Annotated in this window: 14 protein-coding genes; all 14 read left to right on the plus strand. The window is 39.7% G+C overall.

Annotation, left to right across the window (positions count from 1 at the left end; all coding sequences use genetic code 11):
* The first annotated feature begins 25 nt into the window (after positions 1 to 25).
* The 14 genes from H0184_RS14740 to H0184_RS27995 all read left to right on the plus strand — a co-directional run bounded on the left by H0184_RS14740 (position 26) and on the right by H0184_RS27995 (position 26,329).
* Positions 26 to 1,336 (plus strand): ABC transporter substrate-binding protein, encoded by a 1,311-nt coding sequence (locus H0184_RS14740; protein WP_221826636.1) that lies wholly within the window; start codon positions 26 to 28, stop codon positions 1,334 to 1,336.
* Between the two features lie 216 nt (positions 1,337 to 1,552).
* The gene (locus H0184_RS14745; RefSeq protein ID WP_221826638.1) at positions 1,553 to 2,866 is read left to right on the plus strand and encodes an ABC transporter substrate-binding protein; all 1,314 of its coding nucleotides are present in this window, start codon (positions 1,553 to 1,555) and stop codon (positions 2,864 to 2,866) included.
* Between the two features lie 85 nt (positions 2,867 to 2,951).
* Positions 2,952 to 3,818 carry a carbohydrate ABC transporter permease gene (locus tag H0184_RS14750; protein WP_221826639.1) on the plus strand — a complete coding sequence of 289 codons (867 nt, stop codon included), beginning with the start codon at positions 2,952 to 2,954 and terminating at the stop codon, positions 3,816 to 3,818.
* The gene (locus tag H0184_RS14755; protein WP_221826641.1) at positions 3,818 to 4,711 is read left to right on the plus strand and encodes a carbohydrate ABC transporter permease; all 894 of its coding nucleotides are present in this window, start codon (positions 3,818 to 3,820) and stop codon (positions 4,709 to 4,711) included. Before H0184_RS14750 ends, H0184_RS14755 begins: the two co-directional genes overlap by 1 nt.
* Positions 4,712 to 4,798: 87 nt before the next feature.
* A complete protein-coding gene (locus tag H0184_RS14760; RefSeq protein ID WP_221826642.1) occupies positions 4,799 to 7,666 on the plus strand; it encodes a family 78 glycoside hydrolase catalytic domain in 2,868 nt (955 codons plus the stop codon).
* 15 nt (positions 7,667 to 7,681) lie between these two features.
* On the plus strand, positions 7,682 to 10,603 hold the full coding sequence (locus H0184_RS14765) for an alpha-L-rhamnosidase (protein ID WP_221826644.1): 2,922 nt from the start codon (positions 7,682 to 7,684) through the stop codon (positions 10,601 to 10,603).
* 87 nt (positions 10,604 to 10,690) lie between these two features.
* Positions 10,691 to 11,419, plus strand: coding sequence for a response regulator transcription factor (locus H0184_RS14770; RefSeq protein ID WP_221826649.1), 729 nt, complete (start codon positions 10,691 to 10,693; stop codon positions 11,417 to 11,419).
* 238 nt (positions 11,420 to 11,657) lie between these two features.
* Positions 11,658 to 15,101, plus strand: a complete 3,444-nt coding sequence (locus H0184_RS14775) for a glycoside hydrolase family 3 C-terminal domain-containing protein (RefSeq protein ID WP_221826652.1) — start codon at positions 11,658 to 11,660, stop codon at positions 15,099 to 15,101.
* A gap of 160 nt (positions 15,102 to 15,261) precedes the next feature.
* Positions 15,262 to 15,978, plus strand: coding sequence for a (Fe-S)-binding protein (locus H0184_RS14780; protein WP_221826653.1), 717 nt, complete (start codon positions 15,262 to 15,264; stop codon positions 15,976 to 15,978).
* A 409-nt stretch (positions 15,979 to 16,387) separates the two neighbouring features.
* Positions 16,388 to 17,812: a LutB/LldF family L-lactate oxidation iron-sulfur protein gene (locus tag H0184_RS14785; protein ID WP_221826655.1), complete on the plus strand. Its 1,425-nt coding sequence runs from the start codon at positions 16,388 to 16,390 to the stop codon at positions 17,810 to 17,812.
* Between the two features lie 2 nt (positions 17,813 to 17,814).
* Entirely contained in the window at positions 17,815 to 18,534 is a 720-nt protein-coding gene (locus H0184_RS14790) for a LutC/YkgG family protein (protein ID WP_221826656.1), read from the plus strand.
* Positions 18,535 to 18,695: 161 nt separating this feature from the next.
* The gene (locus H0184_RS14795) at positions 18,696 to 20,765 is read left to right on the plus strand and encodes a bifunctional aldolase/short-chain dehydrogenase (protein ID WP_221826659.1); all 2,070 of its coding nucleotides are present in this window, start codon (positions 18,696 to 18,698) and stop codon (positions 20,763 to 20,765) included.
* Between the two features lie 26 nt (positions 20,766 to 20,791).
* Positions 20,792 to 20,920: a sporulation histidine kinase inhibitor Sda gene (gene sda / locus H0184_RS14800; protein WP_221826660.1), complete on the plus strand. Its 129-nt coding sequence runs from the start codon at positions 20,792 to 20,794 to the stop codon at positions 20,918 to 20,920.
* Between the two features lie 345 nt (positions 20,921 to 21,265).
* Positions 21,266 to 26,329: a rhamnogalacturonan lyase family protein gene (locus H0184_RS27995; RefSeq protein WP_313771786.1), complete on the plus strand. Its 5,064-nt coding sequence runs from the start codon at positions 21,266 to 21,268 to the stop codon at positions 26,327 to 26,329.
* The last annotated feature ends 34 nt before the right edge of the window (positions 26,330 to 26,363 follow it).

A 26,363-nucleotide genomic window follows, 5' to 3' on the forward strand; every position in this document is an offset into this window, starting at 1 on the left:
TGATTAGAAAGAAGCGGGAATCTGTATGTTGAACAAAAGAAAAATACTGGCAGGATTTGTTCATATAGGACTATTTTTAACTATTGTGACAGGCTGCGGCAGGAATGATGGAAGAATTATTAATCATTCAGACACCAATGAGGTTACCGTAACGATTCTTTTTGATAGTCAAATCGAACAGGATGGAATTCGAGCCGTTGCAGCTGATATAGAAAAAAAGTATAACATTAAAACCGAAATAGAAACACGTCCAACTGGTGTAGAAGGCCATGAGATAATAAAAACTAGATTAGCAACAGGTGATATGACTGATTTAGTTTTTTACAATTCCGGTTCCCTTGTACAAGCCTTAAACCCGGAAGAGAACTTTGTTGATTTAAAAAATGAACCATTTATGAAGGATGTATTAGAACCCTTTAAGAAATCGGTTATGGTTAATGGCAAGGTATTCGGGGCCCCTGTAGGTAATGCTTTTGCCGGGGGGTGGCTGTATAATAAAAAGGTTTACAAAGAGTTGGGGTTATCCATTCCGAAAACATGGAATGAATTGATGGCAAATAGCGAAAAGATTAAGGGTGCTGGTAAAACAGCGGTTATTGGTACGTATAAGGAACAGTGGACATCACAGCTAATTGTCCTCGCAGATAACCACAATGTTATCGCCGAATATCCAACATTTGCAGAGGATCTAACCTCTCATAAAGTTAATATCGCTACAACACCTACAGCATTAAGAAGCTTTGAAAAATTATCCGAAGTGTATCAAAAGGGTTATTTAAATAGCGATTTTCAATCAGCAAGCATTAATGATGGATTAAAAATGTTAGCAGAAGGTACCGGGGTGCAGTATCCTTATATGTCAAAGGGGCTTATGGAAATTGCTAAACAATATCCCGATCAAATGAATGATATCGGATTTTTCCCACAGCCTGGAGACAACCCTGATAGTAATGGATTGACAATCTTTATGCCAGCCGCCATTTATGTTAATAAGAATACTCAAAATTTAGAAGCAGCAAAAAAATGGGTAGAATACTTTATCTCTCCCGAAGGAGTAAAAACATATCAAGCGAACAAGACTCCTATTGGACCATTACCCCTAAAAGGGGTAAATGTTCCAGATCATGTCATGCCAGCTGTGAAGGATATTCTAACCTATTTTGAATCAGAAAAAGTCACACCAGCACTAGAGTTTCTTAGTCCTTTAAAAGGACCTAATTTACCACAAATTACTACAAAAGTAGGCAGTGGTACTATCTCAGCACAACAAGGTGCACAATTATATGATCAAGACCTTGAAATACAAGCAAAACAACTTGGCCTAAAAGGCTGGTAACTGATGACAATATATACAGTGATAGTCTTTCTTTCATTAATACATGAGAGAAGGCTATTTTTTTTATAAAAAAATAACTTGGCCATGATTCCAAAAAATACGGACGTATTCCAAAAAATGTGTCACTTAATAATTTTTGTGAAAGCGCTTAAAATTAAAGTATCACCTAGAAGGTCACAGTAGTTTAGAGTAGACATTTTAAGAGGGGGAAATAACATGGCCAAAAGAAAAAAGATTGTATCGTTGCTGCTTAGCAGTGCATTGATGGCAGGTGTATTAGCAGGTTGTACCAGCAAAGAGGAAACTAGTTCAGGCGGCAGCAAAAGTGGAGTAACAGAAAAAATCACATTTTTAATTGACAACCAAACACAATTAGATGGTATTGAAGCCATTATTGATGAATTTGAAAAGAAGAATAATATTAAAGTAGAAATTGAGACTCGTCCAGGCGGTGCTGAAGGCGATAATATTATTAAAACACGGCTTGCAACTGGGGATATGACAGATTTAGTCTGGAATAACTCAGGGTCACAATTACAGGCACTAAATCCGGAACAAAACTTTGTAGATCTAAGTAAAGAACCATTCATGGAAAACATCATGGAGGACTACAAAGATGCCGTGTCCGCTAATGGAAAAGTGTTTGGTGTTCCGGGAACCCCAACGAATGCTGGAGGCTGGTTATATAACAAAAAGGTGTATGAAGAACTTGGACTTACTGTTCCCAAAACATGGGACGAGTTAATGGCGAATAACGAAAAAATTAAACAAGCTGGTAAAACAGCGGTTATTGGGACATTCAAAGATACCTGGACTTCACAAGTAATCGTACTTGCAGATAACTACAATGTCCTTGAAGAAAACCCTACGTTTGCAGAAGATTTTACTGCGAACAAAGCAAAAATCTCTACAACTCCAGCAGCACTTAGAAGTTTTGAGAAATTAGAGGAAGTATTTAAAAAAGGCTATATGAATAAAGAATTCCTAGCTACTGGTTATGATGCTGGTTTAAAAATGTTAGCTGATGGTGAAGGTGCTCACTATCCAATGATCACGTTCGCGTTAGCGAATCTAGCAACAACCTTCCCAGACAAAATGCAGGATATCGGAATTTTTGGTCAGCCTAGTGACAGTGCAGAAAAAAATGGTTTAACGGTTTGGATGCCAGCAGGTATCTTTATTAATAAAAATAGTGAGCATATTGATGCAGCAAAGAAGTTTTTAGAGTTTTACGTTTCTCAAGAAGGTGTGACAATCTATTCATCTAAAATCCCGCCGACTGGTCCGTTTGCCATTAAAGGTGTAGAACTTCCTGATGACGTGTACCCTGCAGTGAAGGATATGATTCAGTACTTTGATTCTGGTAATAATGCGCCTGCTCTTGAATTCCTAAGTCCTGTTAAAGGTCCTAGCTTAGAGCAAATTACAACACAAGTCGGCAGTGGCATTAGTTCCGCAAAAGAGGGAGCTGAATTATACGACAAAGATGTTGAAAAACAAGCAAAACAATTAGGTCTAGAAGGATGGTAAGAAAATTCTAATCGATTAAACATTGGCCCTGACTAGACTCTAGCAGGGCTAATCTTTTACTAACTCTTGTAGGGAGGCGCAGCAGTTGAATAAGTTAGCAAATAAAACGTACACCTATTACTTCTTATTACCAGCAGGAATTGTTTATTTTGTCTTTTTCTTGTTGCCAACGATTATGTCCCTGTTTTTCAGTATGACATGGTGGACATTAACAGATTGGAAATTTATTGGTTTTGAAAACTTCGTAACATTTTTAACAGAACCTTCACTAAATATCGGTTTTAAAAACACTCTAATATATGCTGTTGTGACGAGCGGTTTGAAGGTCATTATTGGTCTTCTGCTAGGTGTTTTCCTTAGTTCAAAGCTGAAAACAGTCGGATTTATTCGTTCAATGGTTTTTTTTCCAACTTTACTTAGTACCATAGCTGTTGGGATTGCTTTTACCATGATGATGCATCCTTCACAAGGGATTATCAATATTGTGCTTAGTGGTCTGGGAATTGTTGGTCCAGATTGGTTAGGTGACACCAAGATTGCTCTATTATCCGTCGCTTTAGTGGATGTATGGAAAGGTATCGGGATGGCAACTGTCATTTTCATCGCTGGTATTATGTCAATTCCAGAGGATTATTATGAAGCACTTATGATGGATGGCGGAAATGCTTGGCATAAATTTAAAAGCATCATTTTACCGCTTAGCCGGCCGGCAATGAACACAGTCATTATCTTATCTTTTATTGGCGGGTTACGTTCGTTTGATTTAATTTGGACAATGACAAAAGGCGGTCCAGGTTTTAGTACGGACCTGATAGCTTCAATTATTTATAAACAATATCAGGCAGGTTTCTTCGGCCTCTCAACAGCAGGAAACGTGATCCTTTTCATACTCGTTTCTGCTTTAGCCTTCCCTCTGTATGCGTATCTGAATAAAAAAGAGGTGGATTTGTAATGAGTAAGGCAGTATTAAGTAACCCTAATTCAACCCCCATAGTAAATCCAAAAAGCAGGGTAAAGACAGGTAAAAAGCTATGGAAACTATTTGTTGAAACTTTTTCCGTTTTGGCTACATTAGGTATCTTTGGAATCCCTTTCTATTTTGTCATAATAAATGCTTTTAAGAATTCGCAGGAATCTTCTCTATTAAATATGGATTGGCCCAGCTCTTTTCATTTAATAGAGAATATGAAAGAAGTAATAAGTGCAAGAGATGGCATGATTATTCGGGCTTTCTTTAATAGTGTGATGATAACCGGTATTTCGATCGTATTGTTAATCATACTCGGTGCCGCTGCTGGATATGTATTACAACGTAAAGTAACAAAAGCGACTCCATTCTTTAATTTCCTTATCCTGGCTGGGCTCATTATCCCTCCAGCAGTAGTTCCAACCATTTGGGTTTTGCAGGAAATAGGACTGTTTAAAACAATGCCTGGAATTGTCTTTGTAGAGGTGGCCTTGAATTTGCCATTTACAATTTTATTGTATCGAGGGTTTATGGTGACGATTCCTAAGTCACTAGATGAAGCAGCACTAATGGATGGATGTGGGAGATTTAGATTGTTTATTAACATTATTTTACCTTTGTTAAAACCAGTGTCAGCAACTGTAATCGTGCTAACAGCTGTGAGTGTCTACAATGATTTCGTTAATCCACTATACTTCTTCCCAGGTGCAGAAAACGCAACATTACAGTTAACACTCTATAATTTTATGAGCATGTACATTACAAAGTGGAATCTACTCTTTACAAATGTTCTCTTAATCTCTATTCCGCCGTTGATCCTATTTATTATTTTTAACAAGAAGATTGTTGCGGGTATGACAGCAGGGTCGATTAAGTAGAGTATATTTTCCAAAACGAGATAGAAAAAAAGACCCGAAAGTCCGTAGTAATGCTGAAGTAATCGGGTCTTTACATGGAGGAGTTTTATGGAATGGAAGGCAAAGTGGATTTGGGATAAAAGTGGTGAACGTCCGAGAAATCAATGGTCCTGTTTCAGAAAAACATTTACCAATTCTTTGGAATATGAATCTGCAACATTATCTATTTCGGTAGACACAAAATATACGGTGTATTTGAACGGTGAACAAATAGGGGCTGGTCCAGTTCGCGGCTGGACAGATGAATGGTATTATGACCAATACGATTTGTGCGGGTTAAATAAAGGGGAAAATGTGCTCGCAGTATTAGTCAATCATTATGGAATGGGAACGATGCATTATATTGAAGGACGCGGTGGATTAATCGCACAAATTGATTTTTATCAAGATGGCCAAGTGATTGATCAATTGCTGACTGATGATCACTGGAGGACAGCAATTCACGATAGTTTTAAAAAAGAATCTGTGAAAATGTCAAATTGCTTACCATGGTCGGAAATCTATGATGCAGGACTGTTTTACACTGATTGGAATCAGTTGAATTTTGACGATTCAACTTGGAATCATGCTGAAATCATCGGTTTGTTTGGGGTCAATCCATGGAAAACTTTAATACCTAGAGATATTCCTCATCTAACTAATGAACATGTTTTTCCAAAAAGAGTCTTAGATTTAAAAGAAGTTAATCCCATTTCACAGCATTATTCGATTGATTTAAAACCAACATTTTTCCCTGGTGAAGTAGATAATAACTCAGGAAAGATTATGCAAGGATTTGTTGTTACTGAAATTCAAGCGGAGCGAGATGCTGAGGGAGTTATGACCCTGACTTTTGATGCACATGCAGAAGCAAAATGGGAATTCACATTGAACGGAGATACCTATAAAACTCAAAATGGAAAATATGAAAATGTAAAACTGAGAAAAGGTTCTAACCTATTATTAATAGATGTGGGTGGATCCTTTCACGAACCAACCATTCATCTGGCTTTTGATTTTTCTCGAAAAATTAAGTTGAAAGCACCTTTTTATCAAGATGATTCGAGGTTTTTGGCAATTGGACCATTTTATACGGAAACCCGGCTGCAAATAGGCAAACCTGTTCGAAATTCTGTACCCGTTCATGAGGAATATTTACAAATGCAGCAAGTAACAACGTTAAGTGAATTAGAAGCTTTTAAAAAATGGATAAAGGTAATTCCAAACGATCATGTTTTTACTGAAAACGTAAGTCTTCTTTCCATATTTAAAAAGGACATAAAAAGACATGCTCTCGATTTTAGACACCAGAATATGATTTTGCCAAATCACAGTTTTACGTTGATAGAACCAAAGGAGAAAGGGGACACAGAATATTTAATTGACTTCGGTAAGGAATACTTAGGATATGTTGAGTTTGAAATAGAAGCAGCGAAAGGGACGATTTTCGACTTCTTTTTCTTTGAAAGCCTCCATCAAGATGGAAGGATTGAGCATACCTTTTCCTTAAACAATTCTTTACGATATGTTGCAGCAGACGGTCGGCAGGTGTATCGGTCTTTTATTCCTAGAGGGTTCCGCTATTTGTTATTAACGATTCGAAATTTTAACACACCATGCAAAATCTTTAGGATAAAGGTGGATGTCACAACATTTCCAACAGCAAATGTTGGAGCATTTAGCAGTTCTGATTATCAGTTAAATCAAATATGGGAAATCTCACAGCACACAGTCCGCATGTGTGCACAGGATACCATCATCGACTGTCCAGCTTATGAACAGGCACTTTGGACGGGTGATTCCTATAATATATCCCTCATGAATTACTATACATTTGGAAACTATGATTTAATTAGACGCTGCTTAAAGCTAATCTCCAAATCTGTTTACCGCTCTCCATTACCAGAATCACATGTACCAAGCGGGTGGCAGAATGTTTTAACAGCATGGTCAATTCTATGGATGATGGCATGCCGGGAATACTATCGCTATTCTGGCGACTTAGATTTTATTAAAGAAGTTTACCCGGAACTCAAGCTCACAGTTCAACGTTTTCAGCAATTTATTAATGATAAAGGATTAGTAGAAATTGGTGCTTGGAACATGTTAGATTGGGCCCCAATGGATACAAATCATAAAATTGTTACTCACCAAATTGCACTTCTGGTCGAAGCCTTACGACAAACCTCCTATTTAGCTTCGATTATCGGTGAACATGAAGATCAAATAAACTTTCTCACTATCGCAAAAAATCTAAAGTTAGCAATCAACAAATACTTATGGGACGAGGAAGGAAAAGTTTTTATTGATAGTATTCATGAGGATGGGACTAAGTCTAAAATTCACAGCATTCAAACAAACCTTATGATCTATTTAACAGATTGTGCAGAAGGTCATCGCAGGAATTTAATAGAGGAGTATATAAAAAATCCTCCTGAGAGATTTGTTCAAATTAAAAGTCCCTTTGTTCTATTTTTCTATTATCAAGCCTTAATGAATTTAGGAGAAAACGCTAGAGTAATAGAAAATATTCGTGAAATCTATGGGTTTATGCTGGAGCATGACGCTACAACCTGTTGGGAAGGCTGGGAGTTAATTGAGGGGGACTTCAGCCGGAGCCATTGTCATGCGTGGTCTGCAGCCCCAACATATGTTTTTGGGATCCTATATCTAGGGGTAAAACCGCTCGAACCAGGATTTAAAAAAGTATCCATAGCTCCGAATTTAAATGGGTTAAAGTGGATAAAAGGGTCTGTGCCAATTCCTCAAGGCAGGATTGATATTTATTGTAAAGACTTAGGCGACTTTATTGACTTACAGATTACGGTACCTGAAGAAGTTGAAATAGAAATTACTGCATCAGAATCCACAAAAATTCTGGTAAATGGAAAGCCATTTTCTACAGCTTCCAATCATTTAGTCAATCTATCAAACTGAAAAGAGTGATTCCGAATGAACAAATTATCTGTGTCATCCCTAACATGTGAGTATGTACAAAATCCACTCGGTATGGATATTCGTAAGCCGCGGATAAGCTGGCAAGTCCAATCAAATCGTCGTGGAACGATGCAACAGGCCTATCAATTACAAGTCTCATTTACTAAGGAACGTTTTGATCAGCCGCTTTGGGACACAGGCTATACAAAGTCGGATCAATCGCTGCATATCACGTATGACGGTCCAGAGCTATCATCATGTACAAGATATTATTACCGGGTAAAGGTTTGGGATAACTTTGGCAGGGAGTCAGATTGGAGCCGTGTTTCGTGGTGGGAAACAGCATTTTTCGAAGCTAGTGAATGGAAGGCAAGCTGGATTACACCAAATCCTCAGCAGCTTGCTCCGGAATCAGAACCCGCTTTTCTATTGCGTAAGGAATTTGAATTAAAAACTGGAATTCTATCAGCACGATTATATGTCACAGGTGCTGGGTTATACGAGCTTCATTTAAATGGAGAACGAGTTGGAGATGAATTACTTACACCTGGCTGGACGAGTTACCATAAAAGATTACAGTATCAGACATATGATGTAACAGCACAGCTGAATAGCAGTTCGAATGCAGTCGGGGTTATGTTGGCAGACGGCTGGTACAAGGGCAATCTTGCTTGGGAAGGCAAACGGAATTTTTATGGTGATAAACGAGGGATATTGCTTCAATTAAATGTTCGGTATCTGGACGGAACGGAAGAGGTTATCGTAACGGATTCTACATGGAAGGCTTCTACTGGTCCCATTTTGTTATCAGAAATTTATCATGGTGAAACGTATGATGCACGCCTTGAGCAAAAAGGCTGGTGCAAATCAGGTTTTAATGAAACAAATTGGAAGAGTGTAGTGGTTCATAACTTTCGGCTGACCAATTTGGTTGCACAGGAAAATAATCCTGTCAGAGTTACGGAGACTCTTGAACCTATCACTGCTTTTGTTGCACCTAATGGAGATTCTGTGATTGATATGGGGCAAAACATGGTAGGCAGGATTCGGTTCAAGGTACAGGCCCCTTCAGGTACAAACATTGTTTTGAAGCATGCTGAGGTACTCGATAAGGAAGGAAATATATACTTTGGCAACCTCCGAAGTGCAAGGCAGACAATTAAATATATTACCAAAGGTGAGGGTGTGGAGGAATATTCACCTGCTTTCACCTTTCAAGGCTTTCGCTATGTAAAGGTCGAGGGTTATCCTCTTCAAGATGGCGTGCTGCCTGTTACGAATTTTGTTGGCGAGGTCATTCATACCGATATGGAGCAGACAGGTGTATTTGAAACTTCAAACCCGCAAGTAAACCAGCTTCAACAAAATATTGTTTGGGGACAAAGGGGTAATTTTGTGGACGTCCCTACTGATTGCCCGCAGCGTGACGAACGATTGGGCTGGACTGGGGATGCCCAAGTATTTATCAGGACAGCACTGTTTAATTATCAGGGGGGGCCATTTTTCACAAAATGGGTAAGAGATTTAAAGGCTGACCAATTTGAGGATGGGGGTGTCCCGTTTGTTATCCCGGATGTTCTTCCGGACGGTGAATCCTCGTCAACTGCTTGGGGAGATGCGGCAGTTATTTGTCCATGGACTGTATACCTTGTTAATGGTGATAAGCGCTTGCTGGCTGAACAATATGAAAGTATGAAAAAATGGGTAGAATTTATACGTCAGCAAGGAGACAACGAATACCTTTGGAATACTGGCTTTCAGCTGGGGGATTGGCTGGGATTAGATGCCAAGGAGAACAGCTATATTGGCGCAACAGCTAGAGACTTGATTGCCACAGCTTTCTATGCGTATACTGCCAGACTAGTTCGGGAGGCTGCTGTAGTTTTAGGAAAAGCAGAGGATGTACGCCATTATAGTGAACTAGTTAGTGGGATTATTCGCCATTTTAATTTGGAATTTATCACTCATAGTGGAAGGTTAACCTCACAAACTCAAACGGCTTATGTATTAGCATTAGTATTCGATTTGGTTGATGGAAGGGTGAAAGAGCGTGCTGCATTCGAATTAAATGAGCTGGTCTTAGAAAATGATTATCACCTTACGACCGGATTTGTAGGAACGCCGTACCTGTGTTTTGCTTTATCTAATAATGGTTACCATGAAACGGCCGTTAAATTATTATTACAAGACACCTATCCATCTTGGCTGTACTCGATTTCAAAGGGAGCAACGACCATTTGGGAGCACTGGGACAGTATTAAACCAGACGGCAGCTTTTGGAGCGATGACATGAACTCTTTCAATCATTATGCTTATGGAGCTATTGGTGATTGGATGTATCGTGTAGTAGGAGGGCTTGATATGGATGAAAGTTTCCCTGCCTATAAACGAATTCGTATTCAGCCTAGGCTGGGAGGAGCTGAACTAACGCATGTTAAGGCGGCCTATCACTCGATGTATGGAAAAGTAGTTTCAGACTGGACAATCACCGAAGATGAAGTGCAAATGGAGATTGAAATTCCTGTCAATACAACAGCAGAAATTATTCTGCCTGATGCTGTGTTAATAGATGTACAAGAAGGCGGTTTACCTCTTACTGCTTCTGAGGGTATCCTTACACAAACTACCTCTGGTGAGGATGTACGCTTAGAAGTAGGTTCCGGTGTATATCGTTTTATTTATCCTAATGTTAAAGGGCTGGGTAAAGTTTATACGGTTGAAACAAGACTTATCGACCTGCTTAATGATGATTGTACAAAGAGGATATTAGAATACTATGCACCAGGAATTACAAAGCCAAACCCTACTGCAAATTTAAAAATGAAAACATTAAATGAATTAGCATCTCATGAAAGAGCTAAAATTCCGCATGAAAAACTAATAGATTTAGTCAGAGATCTAAATCAGGCAGGTTCAGCCCAATATAGTTTTAAGTAAAAGGATAGAGACAACCTCCCATTTTTGTTGCTTAAAATATGATTCTTCTATATTTATGACAGACCAAGTAGTATGGGGGTGATATAGATGTTGAAGGCCGTAATTTTTGATGATGAATTTATTGTCATTGAGGGGTTAAAAAGAGTCATTAACTGGTCGGAAAATGGCATTGATTTAGTTGGAACTGCAAATGATGGTATTAGTGGACTATCATTATTCTATTCTGAGAAACCAGATATCATCTTTACTGATATTCGCATGCCCGGGATCAATGGATTGAAATTAATAGAAGAGGTCATGGATACTGCCCCTGATACCATTTGTGTTGTCATGAGCGGGCACAGAGAATTCGAATACGTAAAGCAGGCATTGAAAATAGGGGTTGCAGATTACCTGGTGAAACCAATAACAGTTCAAATGATTGAGGAAACAATCGATAAAATAAAGAAGAAAAAGTTAAAGGCAATGGTCCATTCTTCGTTTCCTTTTAACCATAAACATGAGGCCATTGAAAAGGCCTGTAAGTATATTTATGAAAATTATAATAAAGAAATATCACTCCAAGAAGTTGCAGAATATACAGGATTGAACCCAAATTATTTTAGCATTTTATTTAAGGATCAAATGGGGAAAACCTATATAAAATACTTAACTGAGCTCCGTATGGAAAAAGCAAAACTCATGCTTCAACAAGGTCAAAAAGTAATAAAGGTCAGCGAAAAAGTAGGGTACCACACGTACCGCCATTTTTCCGATATCTTCAAAAAATATGTTGGCGTACCTCCAGGTCAATATAAAAAAGTAGAAAATGATTAGTATAGGGTATTCCAATTGGAATATCCTTTTTCTATTAATTTAATGTAAATAATAATCCAGCTGAAAAAAACAGACATTTATCTGATAAATGAGACAATTATGAAATCTTGTAAAACCCATTAAACTAAAGGTAATAACTCTTATTTAAAAGGGGAGTGGAACAAATATAGGGGGTGCATGGTTCACTGGATTAATTTGAAAGCGTTTTAATAATCTAAGAGAATAGGAAGTGGAAGCGATGAAAACATCCCGCCTGAAGCTGATGGGAAAAAAAGCATTATCTGTGGCGCTGGTTACGACGCTAACTGCCGGTTTGGCTGGTTTCAGTGCACCAGCTATAAAAGCACAAGATAACCTCATATTTAAAAAACAGGTTGGCGGAGTATTTGACGGAATGCCATTGTTTGATGGCGTACCTGAACATCTTGATGAATATGTGGATGCTTATTTTGATTATACGGGCTTAGAGGGACCTGCAGTGTATGCAACAGGTTCAAGGAATCACTACACATTACAGCGTGGTCCGAATGCAGGGAAAACAATTCCTGGTGCACTTTCTGCAGCAGACAATGTACAAGGGATATCTACTGATTTCCCTGCGTTAGTCGGAATGGGACAAACTTGGAACAAAGAACTTCTGTCCGATATTGGAAAAGTAATGGGAAGCGAAAAAATCAGTACGTTAAAAGTAAAACAAGGGGAGTCCAATATTCATGGCGGAACAAATGCCTCTCCAACTGTGGCATTCACGGTGGTAAGTGACATGCGAATTAATCCTTTGAGCGGGAGATTTGACGAGGGCTTCTCGGAGGATGCTCACATGGCTGCAGAGATGATTGATGGAATGGCAGCCGGCTTGAGTGGTACTGATCAAGAAAAGAGTGAGGATGGATTCTGGATGCGGGCGGCTGTTGGAACAAAGCATTTCTCTATCTATAATGCTCAGTGGTTCCGCCAATCAGCGAGTAATAGTGCAGGAGCGCGATCGATTTTCGAGTACCAAACGAAAAGCCCTTTGAAAGCGCTTAGCTCAGGTTCCGTGGCAGGGGTCATGACCTCATTCGGCCGGACGAATGGAATTCCAAACATTCTTTCCCCATACCAAATTCATGCCAATAACCATTCCAAGTATGGAGTTTATAGTTCACCAGACTTTAATGCTGATCAGCTAGTCTTCCAAACACAAGGAAATGGGTATGATGCGACATATGCAACAGATAGAACGAATGCTACAATATTAATGATTTTAGCAGATGCAAATGCCGGACGTCCTGGTCCAAATGCAGCGAATGCATTAGCAGATGTCGCTGCAGTAGTTGATGCAGTTGAGCAAGGCAAGTACGGTATGACTAAGGAAGACCTGATTGATGCTGCACGGCCGCATGTAAACCAAATGGTCCGTGTCGGAATTTTTAATGAAGTGGACGAAAATGGAATTCCAAAGAATTATCCATTCGCACAGGAAGCTAAAGACGTGAGAACTGAACCAGCTACGTTTAACGATACTGAGCATCAGGAAGTTGCTTTACAAGCTGCTCAAGAGAGTATTGTACTTCTTAAGAATGACGGAACACTGCCGCTGGAGAAGAACAAGAAGGCTGCCGTTTCCGGTGTGTATGCAGATTCAAGATTTAAAACAACCTACTCTGTAGGAACAACTCCAAAAATTGAAAACTCAGGTATCTCACCATTATCGGCGATTATTAAAGCAAATGGAGCCAGCAACGTATCGTATGACCCGGCGGTTAAAGTTGTTGCATTTAAATCAAAGTTGAACGGACAAACAGTCACAGCGGACGAGAACACTGCGGATGTTACAAAAGGTTCTCAGCTAGTAACAACTTCTGAACCTTTAGATGTAAATAACCCAGCCCACTTATTCGAAGTATACAATTGGGGGCAAGAGGGCTATAGCCTTCGTTCAGTAAAGAACTTAAAATGGATGACATCTCCTACGCAGGCGAATGCTGCAGTAGAAAATACAAATAGTACTCCTTTAAACTTAACCAGCAACGACTGGGATCTAGCGCAGATGGTAGGTCAAACAAGTGCAATTCCGCCAACTATTCGAGTGGAGGCCAATGATGACCAGTCCGTTTCTCTTATCTCAAGCGGTTTCCGTACTGGATTCTCTGGAGATTTCACAAATTGGTATTATTCAAATGGCCGCTTTATTACAACTAGTTCAGATGGGGAATTAAAGACTGCTGCAACTACTCTTGGCACTGCCGAAAATGCAGCTAACCGAAATGATGAAGTGAAATTTGAACAAACAGTAGTAAAAGAGGTAGGCGCAGAAGCCGTTAAGCGTGCGGAAACAGACGACTATGCAGTTGTTTTTGTTGGGGCAATTCCTCGTCATAGTGCAGGAGAAGGAAATGACCGTTCTGACTTGAATATGAGTGACGCAGATTACGAATTGGTAGAAAAAGTGTCAACTGCATTTGCTGAAAAAGGGAAAAAGACGGTCGTAGTCGTTAGAACAAGTTTCCCTGTTGGTATTGAACGCATTCAAAACAATCCAAATGTATCAGCCATCGTATACCAGCCATATGGCGGTCAATATGATGCCCAAGCCTTGGCACAAGTTCTATATGGTGATTATGCTCCAACAGGCCGTTTATCTTCAACTTGGTATGCAGATATGTCTGCATTACCAGCAATCAATAAGTACGTAATTCCTGAGGGGAACACTATGACATTGAAAGATGTTGACCCTCGTTTTACGGTTGATATGACGAATGCAGATCCAATCGAGTCAAAGCTGACTTACATGTATACAAAGGCCCCGGTCACCTATCCATTCGGTTATGGCCTATCTTACAGCAGCTTTGAATACAGCGATTTCAAAGCACCAAAAAGTGCGAATGGAAAATCTGCTTTCGAGGTTTCTATAAAGGTTAAAAATAATGGAAGTGTCAATACTTCTGAAGTTGTTCAACTTTATGCGAAAAACAATAAATCAACTTATGGTGAGTATGCACCGCAAAAGCAGCTTGTTGCTTTCGAAAAAGTATCGCTAGCTGCAGGTGAAACAAAAACAGTTACACTTACAGTTGATCCGAAAGATGTTGCCATCTGGGATGTAAATAAAGGTGACTTCATCGTTGAGGAAGGTTCGTATACATTTATGGTAGGAGCTTCTTCACAAGACATCAAAACGGAGAAAAACATCACAGTCTCTGGCGATTCAGTTGCAGCGCTTCCAACCAATAAGCCGTTTAACGTATTCGACCATGCCTTTGCATCCAATGAAGTCGTTTATCATGAAGTTTCTAAGGGTAGAACAGCAGAAAATTTAAAGGCAGAAAATGTGGTTGGAGGGTATTATGCGGTCCGTTCGAAAGGAAATGGTTCTTGGGCAGCATTACCTAAGGTAGTATTAACAGGCTCAACAAAAGTAACAGCATCCGTTGCTGCTGATAATGCTGGAGGTAAAATAACCTTGCATGCCGGCTCTGTAACTAGCGAACCGTTTGCCGAGATCGATGTACCAAAGACAGAGAAGAAGACATACGACATTGAAAATGCAGGTGTCACAGTGAACGAACTAGGTTATAAGGATGTAACAGTAGAATTGGGTAAAAATGCACCAAAAGGACAGACAACCATCTATGTAGTCTTTCATGAACCAGACCTAAGAATTGATAGTCTATCATTTGGAGCTGGAAAGAAAAAATAAATAACAGAGGGTCGGTTCTCCTGGCTATAATGCCTAGAGAACTGACCCTCTTTTTTGGATATTTTTAAAGAAAACTATTTTCCTACTATCAAAAACAAACAAACATATATTATAATAAAACAAAAACAAATAAAAGTTAGGCCCAAGGGGATGGATAAAGATGAAAGTGAGTTTATTTGCGACGTGCCTTGTTGATATGTTTCAAAGCAATGTGGGAAAAGCGACAGTCGAATTGTTAGAGCGGCTTGGTTGTGAGATTGAATTCCCGGAATCACAGGTATGCTGCGGACAGCCGGCTTATAATAGTGGATATACAAAAGATGCCAAAGAGGCAATGAAGAAGATGATTGATACCTTTGTAGATGCAGAGTATGTCGTTTCACCATCTGGTTCATGTGCCTTTATGTTTCATGAATACCCTCATGTTTTTAAAGGGGATCCTGTTTGGGAACCAAAAGCAAAGAAATTAGTTGAGAAAACCTATGAGCTTACCCAATTTATTGTGGATGTTTTAAAGGTTGAAGATGTTGGCGCGAAATTGGAAGGGCATGCGACCTACCACACCTCTTGTCATATGACGAGATTGCTGGGTGTAAAAGAAGCTCCTATGATTCTACTTAAAAATGTAAAAGGATTGAAATTTACAGAGCTGCCTGGAAAAGAGCAGTGCTGTGGGTTTGGCGGGACGTTCTCTGTCAAAATGTCGCAGATTTCAGAGCAAATGGTAGATGAAAAGGTATGCCACGTTGAAGAAACAGATGCTGATTATCTAATTGGCGCAGACGCCGGCTGCCTGATGAATATAGGTGGACGGATTGATAGAAAAGGCAAGCCAATAAAGGTTATGCATATTGCGGAAGTGTTAAATAATCGATAAGAGTGTGATCTTGTGACAAAAACCAGAGATGGTTTTGCTGGAAAGTGGTCACAAGAAGTGCTCTTGTGACCAAAACAAAGACAGCTTTGGTGGAAAGTGGTCAAAAGAAGTGCTTTTGTGACCAAAAACAAAGACGGCTTTGGTGAAAGTGGTCACAAGCAGTGTTCCAGTGACCAAAACAAAGACAGCTTTGGGGGAAAGTGGTCACAAGCAGTGCTCTTGTGACCAAAACAAAGACGGCTTTGGGGGAAAGTGGTCACAAGGAGTGCTTTTGTGACCAAAAACAAAGACAGTTTGGGTGGAAAGTGGTCACAAGCAGTGTTCCTGTGACCAAAACGAAATAAAAAAAGGGTCATGAGACCAAGAACAATAACCGAAGCTTCTACACGAAAGATGGGTGAAATAAAGGATGGCCATGAAAATAGGCAATGAACAGTTTAAGGAAAGAGTCGACAAGGGAATTCATGATGATTTTATGCGTGGTGCCGTTTCTGGTGCTCAGGATGGTATGGGGGTAAAAAGACGCCTAGCCGCAGAGGAACTAGGAAACTGGGAGGATTGGCGATCACACGGTGAGGAAATTCGTCAGCATGTTCTTGAAAATTTAGATTATTATTTAGAACAATTAAGTGAGAATGTAGCTAAGCGTGGGGGACATGTATTCTTTGCTCAAACAAAAGAAGAAGCAAATGAATACATTCGTGGAATTGCCCGCAAGAAAAACGCAAAAAAGATTGTTAAATCAAAATCAATGGTAACAGAAGAAATTAGCTTAAATGCAGCATTGGAACAAGAAGGATGCGAGGTCATTGAAACGGACCTTGGTGAATACATTCTCCAAATAGATGACCATGATCCGCCGTCCCATATCGTCGTACCTGCTTTACATAAGAACAAAGAGCAAATCCGCGATGTGTTTACCGATAAACTAGGCTACACAAAAACATCTAAGCCTGAAGAGCTTGCTTGGCATGCAAGAGAAATGCTGCGAAAAGAATACCTGTCTGCAGACATTGGTATCACTGGCTGTAATTTTGCAGTTGCGGAAACCGGATCGTTTAGTTTAGTGACGAATGAAGGTAATGCCGATTTAGTGACAGCTTTACCAAAAACACAAATAACCGTAATGGGAATGGAGCGGATTGTTCCTACCTTTGAAGAAATGGAAGTACTCGTCTCGCTATTAACCAGAAGTGCGGTTGGGCAGAAACTAACGAGTTACATTACCGTCCTTACTGGACCAAAAGAAGAATTAGATGTTGACGGTCCAGAGGAATTTCATCTTGTTATCGTGGACAATGGCCGCTCGAAAATCCTTGGAGGAGAATTCCAATCCGTCTTGCAATGTATTCGCTGTGCTGCGTGTGTAAATGTTTGTCCAGTCTATCGCCATGTAGGCGGACATTCATACGGTTCGATCTATTCAGGACCAATCGGAGCTGTGCTTTCACCATTACTAGGCGGATATGATGAATACAAAGAACTTCCATATGCATCAACGCTTTGCGGGGCATGTACAGAAGTTTGTCCTGTGAAAATTCCACTTCATAACCTGCTTCATAAACACCGAGAAGTGATAGTTGAGAAAGAAGGAAAAGCACCTATTTCGGAAAAACTAGCAATGAAGGCATTTGGGTTAGGAGCGGCTTCACCAACTCTATATAAAATTGGTTCAAAACTTGCTCCAACAGCAATGAATCCATTTACCACCGGGGACAAGATATCTAAAGGCCCTGGACCATTAAAGGCTTGGACTGAAATTAGAGAGTTTCCAGCACCAAACAAAGAGAGATTCAGAGATTGGTTTAAAAACCGAGAAAAAGGGGGGGAATAACGATGACTGGTACAATACAAAATCGTGATTCATTTCTAAATCAAATTGCCACCCAGCTGGGTAGACCTCGTATTTCTAAACCGGTACAAAGACCAAACTGGAAATTCAGACCGCAGGATGAGGTATTAAAAGGCGCTACGCAGGATGAACTGTTAGATGTTTTAACAGAACAGTGTAAAAGAATCCATACCAGCATTTATACCACCAATCTAAAAGAATTGCCCGCAACCCTTAACGAGGTAGTAACCAATTATGGCGGGGGACCCGTTGTTACTTGGAAGGATGAGCGGTTTTCTAAATGGGGTCTTGATTCTTTAATGAAATCAGATTGGGACAGTCAGCAAATCGAAGTTTATGAATGGGATCATACAAAGGGATCAGAAAATATTACAAAGGCCGAAAATGCAAATGTAGCTATCACCATTAGTGAAATCACATTAGCAGAATCAGGAACGGTTGTATTGTTCAGCGATGAAAATAAAGGGAGGACTGTGAGCTTTTTACCTGCAACCTATATCGCATTAATCCCAAAAAGCACTCTGGTACCAAGAATGACGCAAGCAGCACAGAAAATGCGGGAGATTCACCAGCAAACAGGTCATATAGCGTCCTGCATTAATTTCATTACAGGGCCAAGTAATTCTGCCGATATTGAGTTAAACCTTGTTGTTGGTGTCCACGGCCCGGTAAAAGCATCCTATATTGTTATTGATGATCTTTAATTTGACATATCACCTCGCTTTTGGGGTGTTTTTTTTATAATCAAAAACAACCAAACCAAAAACAAATATAAACAAATATTAAAATATGTATTCAAAAATAAACAAAAGTATATTATAATAAGTTACAGAAGTTAACAAACATACAAACGGGGGATTTTTGAATGGTAAAGAATTACTGGGATAATGAAAAAGCTTCACAGGTATCTAAAGGGGTAGAAGAACTAGTGTATCGTTCCAATTTGATTGGTTCAGATCGTGCCGTATGTAATTGGGGTGGCGGCAACACTTCTATGAAAACAACGGAAAAAGATTTCCGTGGACGTGATATTGAGGTTATGTGGGTAAAGGGAAGCGGATCGGATTTAGCAACAATGAAGGCTCATAACTTTACAGGACTAAATTTAGAGGACATTCGCCCATTATTTGAACGTGATGAAATGACAGATGAAGATATGGTTGCATACCTAGCGCATTGTATGATTGACAGCAAGCACCCAAGAGCTTCTATCGAAACATTATTACATGCTTTCTTACCGTTTAAGCATGTTGACCACACACATCCAGATGCAATTATTAGTCTTTGTTGTGCGGATAATGGTAAGCAGCTTGCTGAAGAAATTTTTGGTAATCGTTTTGTTTGGGTTCCATATGTACGCCCTGGCTTTACCCTTTCAAAAATGATCGCAGAAGGCGTAAGAAACAATCCAAATGCAGAATTAGTATTAATGGAAAAACACGGACTTGTAACGTGGGGAGAAACCTCTGAAGAGTCTTATGCAAAAACAATCGAAATTATCAATGAAGCAGAACAATATATTAATGACAAAGTAAACGAAGAAACTGCTTTTGGCGGACAGAAATATCAATCACTTTCTGATGAAGAAGCAACTAGCATTCTAGCAAAAGTGATGCCAATTATCCGTGGTGCTGTAAGTGAAGAAAAGAAAATGCTTTTAACTTATGACCGTGGTGAAGATGTCCTGCAGTTTGTAAATAGCAATGCAGCACCTGAACTTTCACAAATTGGAGCAGCTTGTCCTGACCACCTTGTTCATACAAAGATGGTTCCACTCTATATCAATTGGGATCCACAAACCAAAGATGTGGAAAACTTAATTGCTAGTGTAAAAGAAGGTATTGAAAGCTTCAAAGAAGGCTACAAAGCTTACTTTGAACGTAATAAAAATGAAGGCGACAAAATGTTTGAACCAGCTCCACGTGTTATTTTAATCCCTGGATTAGGGATGGTGAATTCAGGTAAAGATGTAAATAATTCTAGAGTGAGTGGTGCCCTATATCACCGTGCGATTGCGGTAATGAAAGGTTCTACCACACTAGGAAACTTTGTTTCACTAAGTGAAAACGAATCTTACAACGTGGAATACTGGCCATTAGAATTATACAAATTGACTCTTGCTCCAGCTGAAGCTGAATTCTCTAGAAAAGTAGCATTTATCACTGGCGGTGCTGGCGGTATTGGTAGTGCAACTGCTCGTCGTATTGTATCTGAAGGAGCTCATGTGGTGCTTGCAGATTTAAATCTTGAAGGCGCAGAAAAAGTAGCAGCGGAAATTAATGAGCAATACGGTGCTAACCGTGCGCTTGCAGTGAAGATGGATGTTACAAGCGAAGAGCAAGTTCAAGCTGCTTTCGATCAAACTGCTCTTACTTTTGGCGGTGTTGATATTATCGTTAACAATGCAGGTCTTGCTACATCTAGTCCATTCGACGAAACTACTCTAAAAGAGTGGAACTTAAACATGAATGTGTTAGGAACAGGTTATTTCTTAGTTGCCCGAGAAGCATTCAAGCAAATGAAGGGCCAAGGCATCGGCGGTAACATGGTCTTTATCGGATCTAAAAACTCTGTGTACGCTGGTAAAAATGCTGCAGCTTATAGCTCAGTTAAAGCAATGGAAACACACTTGGCAAGATGTATCGCAGCAGAAGGCGGCGAATTCGGAATTCGTGTAAACTCAGTGTTGCCAGATGCTGTTCTTCAAGGTTCTGCCATTTGGGGATCAAACTGGCGTGAAGAACGTGCGGCTGCGTACGGTATCCACCCTGATCAATTAGAAGAGCACTATCGTAAGCGTACGACCTTACTAGTCAATATCTACCCATCCGACATTGCTGAATCAATCGCATTCTTTGCTTCATCTAAATCTGAAAAAACAACAGGTTGTATGTTAACCGTTGATGGCGGCGTACCAGCTGCGTTTACAAGATAAAATTGTTAGTAGGGGGGTAAAAAACGATGCAAATTCTTCAAATTGAACATTTGCTGGAAGTATTGTATAGAGCTATTGACCTAAACCTACAACAAGACTTTATTGATCTATTAGTCAGTGAAATACACCATAAACAAAATATAAATAGTTTTTAAATTAGTTATGTAAGATCAGGACTCTCTATCAAAAGGTAGAGAGTCTTTTATATATCCTATTATATTTATTCAAATGCATAGGCACAAAGTCCGTTAGTTAAGTTGGTGAATTCAATTTAATAAATGAAAATACCTAATAATAAATAGGCAAATATACATGTTTTTTGCTAACCACTGAATTTTAAACATTGTTGACTGATTTCTTTCTAACTAGTAGATAGTAAATGGAGCTATTATACTAGTGAAAACGCTGCCAAAGTAGTTGAAAAGGAGATGATTTCAAAGTAAATCAAAACTTAGTATGCAATTGAACAAAAGAGTTAAGGGGAGGAAGTTTTTTTGAGAATGAAAAGAAAAAATCAGAGCAAGTTTTTTGCAGTAATATTAAGTCTAGTATTGATTTTAACCTCTGTACCTGCAGTGCCAATTCAAGCTGCGGAAGAAGAGTCGCTATTAAGAAAGTTTGATTTTGGAACATCATCAAGTTCCGTTGAAGAAGGCTATATTAAAGTTTCTTCAGACACAGCTTATTCAGCAGAAGCCGGCTACGGTTTTGCAGACATCTCCAAGGTATCCTCAACAGACCGATCAACATCAGACTCCTTGAAATCAGATTTCATTTCGACAACAGAGACTTCCTTTAACGTGGACCTGCCAAATGGTGATTATTTGGTCACTGTCATTGCAGGCGACAACGAAGACACGACAAATGCAGGCATTAAGGCTGAAAATATCCAAAAGGTTCAAAATACTGCCGTTTTAAAAGGTGAATTTATTACACGTGAGTTTGAAATTGCCCTCATAGACGGACAATTAAATTTTGAATTTACTGGTACAAACCCAAAAGTAAACGCAATAACTATTGAGAAACTAGCAGAAAGAACAGCGGGAGAACTTCCAACCGTTTATATCGCAGGAGACTCAACGGTTCAGACTTATGATGAATATTGGAGACCAGAAGCTGGCTGGGGTCAAATGATTCCGCGATTTTTTAGCTCTGATGTAACCTTTAAGAACCACGCAATTGGTGGTAGAAGTACAAAGTCGTTTATCAATGAAGGTCGTTTAGATAATGTTTTAAGAGAAATAAAACCAAACGACTTTTTTCTAGTACAATTTGGTCATAACGATGCGACCATAAGTATTCCTGAACGATATGCTTCTGTCCCTGATTATAAAAAATATTTAAAAACGTATATAAATGGTGCTCGTCAGCGGGGAGCGATTCCGATTCTAGTAACCCCGGTTGGCAGACGCGATTTTAATGCCGCAACAGGAAAGTTTAATGTCAGCTTCCCTGAGTATGTTCAGGGTATGAAAGAAGTAGCGGCAGAAATGAATGTCAATGTGGTTGACTTAAGTGCAAGAAGTGTTGCCTATTACGATACCATTGGTCCTGAAGGAAGTCTTTCTGTATTTTTACATACAGACCCAGGTGTATATACTGCTTTTCCAAATGGTTCACAGGATAATACACACTTCCAAGAATACGGAGCAATACAGCTCGCGCGTCTAATATCAGTTGAAGTTAAAAATCTGAATATTTCGCTTTCTCAGTATGTTACGGGTATCGAACCTCCAGCAAACCTTCCAGCGAAACCAACCGATGTAGTGGTAAGCAGTATTAGTAATGCAGGGGCACTTGTATCGTGGAAGGCTGTAGAAGGTGCAGATATTTACAGGGTTTACCGGAAATTATCATCTGATAGCGAGTATAAACTGATAGGTAGTTCTACCATTCCTAGATTAAATATTATAGGAATGGAAGATGGTAAAACATACGAAATTTATGTAACTGCATTAAATGGAAAAGGCGAATCCGAAGAATCGGAAGTAAAACAGTTTACAACAAAGCAAGCAACGATCAAATTCGACTTTGGTTTAGCTGGTAATCCAATTGCCGAAGGGTATACAGGTGTTAATTTATCGACCATATACACTGCTGAAAGAGGCTACGGAATTGTCGATCCGACTGGGATGATTGGCCGTGACCGCGGTACCGGTGGGGATCTTCTTCGCGACTGGCTGGGTTATTTTAATGTGGGTTGGAAATTTAATGTAGATGTACCAAATGGGCTTTATGCGCTAAAAGTATATGTTGGCGACTTCCAAGGAAGTGCACGGTCAACACTTGCTGTAGAAGGTCAAGATTTTGGAAGTATTAATGCCCCTAGCCGTAACTATACAACTAAGGTAATCTCTCAGGTTTCTGTTAAAGACGGGCAGATGAATTTTAGTTTCGGGGGTTCAACAGGAATAATAAACGGTGTTGAAATAACACCGATTTTGATTGCTCCGTCTGAACTTAAAGTGGATGAGAAATCGATGGATGCGGAAAAACCATTTGTCGCTCTATCATGGAAAGCAGTTGACGATGCGGTTAAATATAATGTCTACCGTAAAGTGGCGGGTACAAGTGAATTTACCTTAGTGGGCAGCAGCACAACTACGTCATTCACAGATAATACCGTCGATGTCGGAATGGAATATGAGTATGTGGCTACGACAGTTGATAATGCCAATGTGGAAACTGATCCTTCACTACCGTTAAAAGTAGTACTGGTCGATCCATCACAGCCAGTTCCAGCTGCACCTGACCATTTAAAAGTAGGCGAAGTCAACAAGAATGACCTGACAATAAGCTGGGGGCAGGTAGAAGGAGCGGTTACCTATAATGTGTACCGTTCAACTAAGGAAAAGGGATCATACGAATTTATTGGTAAAACCAAAACTACATCCTATAAAGATGAAAGTGTGTTAACAACCATTCCTTATTTTTATAAAGTTTCAGCAGTTAATGCAGGCGGCATTTCCGAACAATCTAAAGTTTTGAAAACTCCAGCCGTAACAAAACTTAAACGCCAAATGGAAGAACTTGATCGTGCATCTGTAGCGATGAAAACAGATGAAGGTGTTTTTGTAAGTTGGAGAATGCTCGGAACAGATTCTGAAAGCATTAGCTTTAATGTCTACCGTGATGGTGAAAAAGTTAATGCTGAACCAATTACAACTAGTACCAATTATGTTGATAAAGATGGAAAGGCTGATTCAACCTATGAAGTTCGGGCAGTAATTGACGGGAAAGAAAGAAAATCAAAGGAAACAACAAAGGTACTAAATCAAAACTACTTTGATATCCCGCTTCAAAAACCAGCAGACGGGGTTACACCGCTTGGCGATCCATATTCCTACCGTGCAAATGATGCCAGTATCGGTGACTTAGATGGTGACGGTAAGTATGAATTGGTGTTAAAGTGGGATCCAACCAATTCAAAGGATAACTCTCAAGCAGGCTATACAGGAAATGTTTTTGTAGATGCCTATGAAATGGATGGTACCTTAAAGTGGCGCATTGATCTAGGTAAAAATATTCGTGCAGGTGCTCACTATTCGCCATTCCTCGTCTATGATTTTGATGGTGATGGAAAAGCAGAGATTATTTTTAAAACCGCAGATGGAACAAAAGACGGAAAGGGTACAATAATCGGCAGAGCAGAGGCTGACCATCGTAACAGTACAGGTTATGTTCTTCAGGGCTCAGAGTACTTGACGGTATTTGAGGGAGCGACTGGAAAAGCACTTGATACTACTGATTATGAGCCAGCACGAGGTGATGTCGGTGCCTGGGGTGATACCTATGGTAATCGTGTCGATCGTTTCCTTGCTGCTGTAGCTTATCTAGATGGAGAGACTCCTAGCATTGTTATGGCGCGTGGATATTATACAAGATCAGTGCTTGCGGCATACAATTTCAAAGATGGTAAATTGACCAAACAGTGGGTCTTTGATTCTAACGACGAAGGTCAAAGAGAGTATGCAGGTCAAGGGTACCATAATCTGAGCGTGGCAGATGTCGACACAGATGGTAAAGACGAAATTGTGTATGGTCAAGCGGTCATTGATGATAATGGCAAGGGTCTATATACAACCGGATTAGGACATGGAGATGCTTTACATGTTAGTGATCTTGATCCTGAAAGACCAGGACTTGAAGTTTTCGCAGTTCAAGAGCATAAAGACGGTCCATACGGATATGATATGCGCGATGCGGAAACGGGTGAAATTCTTTGGGGTGTAAAAACTGGCCAGGATACAGGACGTGGTGTGTCAGCAGACGTTGATCCTAGGTACGATGGTGCTGAGGCATGGGCCATTTCTGGTGCTTGGAACAGTAAAGTTGGCGGTATTCATACTGCAAAAGGTGAAAAAATATCTGATGACATTCCATCAAGTAACTTTGCAATTTGGTGGAATGGAGACTTGTCTCGCGAGTTAGTTGATCATAAATGGAATGATGCAACATCAACAGGTGTTGGAACCATTGATAAGTGGGATTATGAAAATAGTAAGCTAGTAAATATTCTAACCGCAGAAGGAACACAAACGAATAACAGCACGAAAGGAAATCCTGTCCTGCAGGCTGATATGTTTGGGGACTGGAGAGAAGAAATCATTTGGAGAACAGATGACAGCAGTGCATTAAGAGTATACATGACAACAGAGGAAACAGAAAATAGAATTTACACCTTAATGCATGATCCTCAGTATCGTTTATCGATTGCGTGGCAAAACGTCGGCTATAACCAGCCGCCGCATACTAGTTTCTTCCTTGGAACAGGCATGTCAAAGCCGCCTGTACCGAGCATTGATGTTGTAGAGATACCAGATGTGAATGCACCAGAGACAGAATATGAGGTAAAAGGGGAAGAACAGGAAGGCTGGTATCATAGCCCTGTGACGGTGAATTTGTCGGGTTATGATTATCAATCTGGTATTAAGACAACCTATTATTCATTAAATGGTTCTGCTGAACAAGAAGGCAGTACAGTTTCCATTTCAGAGGATGGCAGACATGTCCTCGAATATTGGAGTGTCGACCAGAGTGGTAACATCGAGCCAAAGAAAAAAATTGATCTTAACATTGACCAAACTGCTCCGGAAATCACCTTCTCGGTAGAGGATGGAGCATTATTCAAAGTTGATCAACTTGTTAGTATTACTTGTCAGGCAGCAGATGCATTATCAGGAGTTGCCTCCTCGACTTGTGAGGATGTTTCGATACCTTCCTATGAGCTTGGTTTAGGAAGCCATACCTTCAAGGCAGATGCGGTAGACGTTGCTGGAAACAGTTCAACAAATTCAGTTACAATTAACGTTGCTGTTGATTTTGATAGTCTAGGAAGACTTACACAGTTGTTTTTAACTGAGACCGGTGGAGATAGTCAAGTATTGAAATCTCTAACTACTAAACTTGATGCTGCAAAAGGTTCAGAAGAGAAAGGCAACAAAGGTGCAAGAGATGGCCTGTTATATGCTTTTATCAACCAAGTAAAAGCAAAAACAGATAAAGACTTCACAGAAAAACAAGCAGGAATATTAGAACAATATGCAAAATCATTAATGAAATAATAATAAACGGGGTCCTAGAAGAACTGGTTCTTCG

It is taken from the genome of Neobacillus niacini (assembly GCF_019749295.1).
Classification (GTDB): Bacteria; Bacillota; Bacilli; order Bacillales; family Cytobacillaceae; genus Neobacillus; species Neobacillus niacini_D.